The organism is Xenorhabdus littoralis, assembly GCF_033949345.1.
GTDB lineage: Bacteria > Pseudomonadota > Gammaproteobacteria > Enterobacterales > Enterobacteriaceae > Xenorhabdus > Xenorhabdus littoralis.
The window spans coordinates 1-5,829 of the sequence record NZ_VCDP01000013.1; the positions used below are offsets into that span (position 1 = coordinate 1).

At 50.3% G+C, this 5,829-nt stretch carries 4 protein-coding genes; 2 read left to right on the plus strand and 2 right to left on the minus strand.

Annotated features, from left to right (window positions below; translation table 11 throughout):
- Both FE394_RS04330 and FE394_RS04335 read left to right on the plus strand, forming a co-directional pair.
- The coding region (locus tag FE394_RS04330; RefSeq protein WP_319925179.1) for an RHS repeat-associated core domain-containing protein at positions 1 to 2,334 on the plus strand (2,334 nt) is incomplete at its 5' end.
- A gap of 328 nt (positions 2,335 to 2,662) precedes the next feature.
- On the plus strand, positions 2,663 to 4,657 hold the full coding sequence (locus tag FE394_RS04335) for a hypothetical protein (RefSeq protein WP_319925180.1): 1,995 nt from the start codon (positions 2,663 to 2,665) through the stop codon (positions 4,655 to 4,657).
- Positions 4,658 to 4,883: 226 nt separating this feature from the next.
- On the opposite strand, the gene FE394_RS04340 is transcribed toward FE394_RS04335, so the two are convergent.
- Both FE394_RS04340 and FE394_RS04345 read right to left on the minus strand, forming a co-directional pair.
- Positions 4,884 to 5,015 (minus strand): regulatory protein RecX, encoded by a 132-nt coding sequence (locus FE394_RS04340; protein ID WP_237333841.1) that lies wholly within the window; start codon positions 5,013 to 5,015, stop codon positions 4,884 to 4,886.
- Between the two features lie 200 nt (positions 5,016 to 5,215).
- Positions 5,216 to 5,829 (minus strand): integrase domain-containing protein (locus FE394_RS04345; RefSeq protein WP_319925181.1); only part of this gene is annotated, 614 nt, incomplete at its 5' end.

A 5,829-nucleotide genomic window follows, 5' to 3' on the forward strand; every position in this document is an offset into this window, starting at 1 on the left:
CTGAGCGGTGTTCCGCTGTCGGTCACCCGTCGTTTGCTGAAGGGCGCTGATAACACGGGTACCGTTGCCGACTGGCAGGGCCAGGACACCTCCGCCTGGAGCGCCCTGCTGGACACGGTGGCCCACACCACCCTGACCACCGCTGATGCCACGGGCTCGGTACTGACCACCACAGATACCGCAGGCAACCTGCAGCGCGTGGCTTACGACGTGGCGGGTCTGCTGAAGGGTAGCTGGCTGACGGTGAAAAACGGACAGGAGCAGGTTATCGTGAGGTCGCTGACGTACTCGGCCGCTGGGCAGAAGCTGAGCGAGGAGCACGGTAATGGTGTGGTGACCACCTACAGTTACGAGCCGGAGACCCAGCGCCTGGTCGGGATAAAAACGGAACGTCCGACCACTCATAAGCTCGGTGCTAAGGTACTGCAGGACCTGCGCTATCAGTATGACCCGGTGGGCAACGTGCTCAGTGTGCGCAATGATGCTGAAGAGACCCGGTTCTGGCGCAACCAGAAAGTGGTGCCGGAGAATACCTATGTCTATGACAGCCTGTACCAGTTGGTCCGCGCCACCGGGCGCGAGATGGCCAATGCCGGTCAGCAGGGTAGCCATTTACCCTCAGCAGCCATTCCCCTTCCCACCGACAGTTCCGCGTATACCCACTACACCCGCATCTACACGTATGACTGCGCCGGCAACCTGACGCAGATACGCCACAGCGCCCCGGCGACGAAGAACACGTATACCACCCATATCACGGTCAGCGACCGCAGCAATCGGGGCGTTTTTAGTCCACTGGCGGCAACACCGGCAGAGGTGGAGGCGTTGTTCACGGCAGGTGGACAGCAGACGCAGCTGCTGCCGGGGCAGCAGCTGATGTGGACCCCACGAAACGAACTGTTAAACGTCAGCCCGGTAGTGAGAGAGGGGGCAGCAAATGACCGGGAAAGTTATCGCTACGACGGCAACAGCCAGCGCTTGATCAAGGTCAGCACGCAGAAAACCGGCGGTAGCGTCCAGACACAGCGGGTGCAGTATCTGCCGAGGCTGGAGTTGCGGACGATAAAAAATGATGAAACAGAGAAAGAGCGCCTGCAGGTTATCACGGTGGGTGAAGCGGGCCGTGCACAAGTGCGGGTGTTGCACTGGGAAAGTGGCAGGCCAGCAACCATCGGCAACGACCAGGTGCGCTACAGCTATGACAATCTGGTTGGCAGCAGCGGTCTGGAGCTGGATACCGACGGGAATGTTATCAGTATGGAAGAATACTACCCCTACGGAGGCACGGCCATCCTGACGGCGCGCAGCACGGTGGAGGCTGATTACAAAACCGTCAGATACTCGGGCAAAGAACGGGATACGACGGGGCTGTGCTACTACGGGTACCGGTACTATCAGCCGTGGGTGGGCCGCTGGCTGAGTGCAGATCCGGCAGGGACCGTGGACGGGCTGAATCTGTATCGCATGGTGCAGGATAATCCGGTGACTATGTATGATAAGGCCGGATTAAATAGTGAAAGAAATCATGAGGGATGGCAATTAGTTCTCCCAGGACAAAGTATGCTGTTGGATTCTGCCTATTTTGGGACACTGGCATCAAATAATAGACCAAAAATATTCATTGTTGGTGATGGTCATGCATCCCCCCCATTTAAATACGCAAAAGATATCCCCGATGCAATGAGCTCTTTGGAAGATAAGAAGCTGAACTTGTACGTTGAGTTTACGAGTGATGGCTGGAAGAATAATGTGAAAAAATATGACGAGAACTCTACAGCAGGTCAAGATAGAGAATTGCCTGCGGAATTGATGAAGAAATCATTTTTCAGTTCTAACCCTAAACCAAAAGCCACGGTCATACCCTGGGAACATGAGATCGCCAATTCGGCAAAATCAATGTTTGATACTCTTATGGAAAATGCGGGGGATTTTTCCAGCATGGATGAAAAACAACGAGATACTTTAAAGGCGTTAGCTAAACCTTTCACAGAAGAAATTAAAAAGTACGCAAGTGAGTTGGCTGATAAATTCAATAGCAATGTTGACGAGGTTATTCGTTCCACAAGTGCAGCGGAAGAAGCAGGAAGAGATTTGATAAATATTCTTTCCGGGCAGTGGCGGGATGAGTATGTCAACAAATATCTTGCTAACAAAATTGCTGAACATGCCAGTAGATCGCCTGATGAAACATTTTTAATTTCAGTTGGAGATGCTCATATTGATGAAGGCTTTAACCCAGTACAGCAGCATCTGATTGACCTGCAATTTTCAGGTGCATTTGCTTTTTCACATAAAATATTAATAAATAAAAATGCAAGGTTGGGGCATGACTAATAACGCTACAGCGATATGTGCAAGCCGCCGAGGAAGTGCTAAAAAATAAATATATCAATGCTATAACCGAGGGCGTTCAGTATTCTGTGTCACGATAATTCAGCCATTATAACGTTATCACATTATCCAGACGCCCTTCAAAGTAAATACACAACTGAGACAGTGTCAGGTTCCAGCTTTGGATTGGCTGGTGATTTGGGAGATTCAGCGATTGCTCAGATCGCATAAACCGGACTGAGTTACCGCAAAGTGATCTACTATTCCGAGCAGCTATTTAGAATTGAAAATCTAACGCTGAAATTCGGAATGAAATTAAAGAGGTTTATTAATGAATATAAAGTTAGCTGCGTTTATTACATCATCATTGATGTTCTCGATGAATCTGTTTGCAACGGAATTAAATCCCGATAATCCAGTGAATGATGAGGTTATTGCTCAGTCTGATGCTGATAATGGTATAGCTGGTAGAGGAACTGGATTACCCATTCGTCCCGTAGTCGGGAATAAAAAAGTATTACTGGTCATTGGAAAGTGGGCGGATGGATCGACGACAGACCCGAATGTTCAGTGGCAACAGGTTTTTTCGGACTCGCCAGATTCATTGCGTTCGTTCGTCAAAGACAGTTCCCAAGGGAAGCTGTTGCTCGAGCCAGTGAAAACAGCAAATGGGAGATATATGCTAATACCTGATTTTGGAGAAAAACCGTCTTCCTGTACATTTAATGATATGTTGAACAGGGCTAGGAATGCCGCTGATGCAGAAGGTATCCCTGCTTCCGATTATGACTACCTGTTTGTAGCTGTTAAATGTCAGGGGGGGGCACTGGCGAGTGCGCCGGGACAAAATATTGTGCTGTTTGGTCAGGGGGGGAGTTCGCATGTCTGGCTGCATGAATTTGGTCATAATCTTGGTACCAGCCATCCAGATATGTATATCAATTGCCCAACAGAGGGAGATACGGTTGAAACACCCGATAGATGTGGCGTCAGAGCAACCACCGACCCAGGTGATCCTGTCGGGGGTGGACGTTCGCCATATCCTGCGGTCACGCGTGCTTTTGCAGGATGGTTGCAGGAGGGAAAAACATTGAGTGAGATTACAACATCAGGGCGTTATGGATTAGGCTCCCTCGGAAAAGATGGCCCACAACTTTATTACATCAAGCTTCCACAACAAAATCGTTATTTAACTCTGGAATACCGGGATAAAGGGGATGACAATACACCCGGCGGCGTTTGGTTACGTTACTCAAGCATCGGTGGCAGCGTTAAATCCAGCCTTGTCAATGCGACATCAGAGGATACTTCATTAAAAAATCCTCAACTGCGTCCGGGGAAAACACTCCAGGATAGTAGCGGTATCAGGGTGCACGTTTGCAGTGCCAATTCTCAGGAGGCTGTCGTCTCCGTGGCATTGAATGGAGAAATATTGCCTGGCTGTACAGCAAGTCTGGAAGCACCACATATCAGCAGCCCTGAAAAAAATGCCCCGGTAACTTATAAGCCGCTGTTCTCTGGAACAGCTGCCCCAGGCGCTGGTATCACCGTTGTTAAAAGTCACTCCCCACAAACAGTGCTGGCAACAACAAAGGCAGGCAGCAATGGAGTATGGAGTGTACTATCCAATATATCACTGCCGGAGGGTAATTATTCCGTATCGGCAAGGCAAACCATGGGATCTGTACTATCTTCATGGTCAGCTAATCAGCCTTTCGTTGTTGTGCCTTTGTCATTGAACGCGCCGTCACTGGTCATTCCGGAAAAAAATTCAAAAACGACGCAGCTCCCTATTTTTGTAGGGAAAGATGCAATCCCGGGCGCGGAAGTGGTAGTTGTCAAAAGTTTCAACCCGGATTATGTCGTTGGCAGAACCGTGGCGGATGCGAAAGGTCTTTGGCAGGTGATGTCATCGCGATTGCCTGTGGGGAACTTCTCGGTTGCGGTGCGACAAACCTTTGATGGTAAAACGTCATCATGGTCTGGAAATACCCCATTCTCCGTTGAGTCACTTTCTGTTGATCCGGTTGGCATCGTTTCGCCTGAAGAAAATGCTACCACAGGAAGAACACCGGAAATCAGCGGTACGGCGCTGCCGGGCGCCTCGGTCGTCATTGTGAAAAGCAATAACCCAGGAACGATACTGGGGAGTGCGAATGCGGATGCCAGAGGTCATTGGTCATCAACGCTGGTTACATTACCTGTAGGGCCGTATTCAATTTCGGCAAGACAGACATTTGACGGAAAGACATCATCCTGGTCCACTAACCGCCGGTTTACGGTGAGTGAAAAGATGGAGGATATTCCCCCTATTAAATCGCATTAATTAAATACGGTAACTCCCCGGCTTTGCCGGGGGACTCCGAAAGGTTTGACCTTTAAGTCAGTCGCGCGAATCTGAAATCTCCGCCAAGAGATGAGGATTCGTGATGAGAGACTATCAGAGCTTAAGTCATACGAGATGGGACTGTAAATATCACGTGGTTTATATGGGAGCGAAGCTACAATATGACGACATTTGTCTCGGATGGCGCTCTGACAGCAAACCATGATCAGCTTAACGCCTCAAATATCATGTCCATCGAAAACCCCTTGTACTGGAGGTAGCGAATCTGTTTGTTTTTTTCTTTGGCTTCTGATGCCACCTCATCACCAAATTTACTGACTTTCAGTTCCCTTGCCATGGCATACCCGCCGTAAGCATCTGCCTGGAGAACGCCGCTGTAGCCTGGCGCAGCGCATATTCCCGCAGAGCGCTGAACCGGAACGCCTCATTATTCGATTCATCCGGCCTCGCGATACGCGTCAACACGATGGCTGTCGCGGTCAACCCGAACGTATCAGCATGAGAAATACTGAAAATAATGTCAGAAGCGTGATGCACTTATTCACTCTCAATATCCTGGTAATACACCTGTCGGATATAACGCCCACGCCCATCTCCATGCCCTAAATCCATCGACACCAGTGCCAGCACTTCCCGGTCACTGAAACCCTGTGCTTTGTAATGCGCGCCGGATTGCTGAGCAAAATGGTAACGCATACTGTGCGGCGCTTGCTTCCCCACCAGTCCAGCACGTCTGACCACGTAACGGTAACGGTCTATCGCCTGGTGAATAGTGGGCTTATCAATCAATCTGCCGCTACGCCCTGCCTGTTCGCGCTCGGCATAGGTAATAGCATATTGCAGCGCTTCCCGATCCAGAATGACCGTCTGCCTCGGCCGCCCGCCTTTAGTGCCAAACACCACCCGCACGGACGTATGACCGTTCTCCAGCGCTTTTTTCCAGGTGGCTAAGGATTTGTAAGCTTCCACCGCTTCTTTGGTGCGCAATCCCAGCACATACGCCAGTTGCATCACCGCAGCCACGCCCCGGTCTTTTTGCTCGACCTGCTGAAAAATTTCTCTGAACGCTGTCGGTGTCAGCGCAGCCTTTGTGCCCTTGCGGTTCATATCCTCAATACCGAGTGCCCGGTTGCTCAGACGCGGATTGTCCG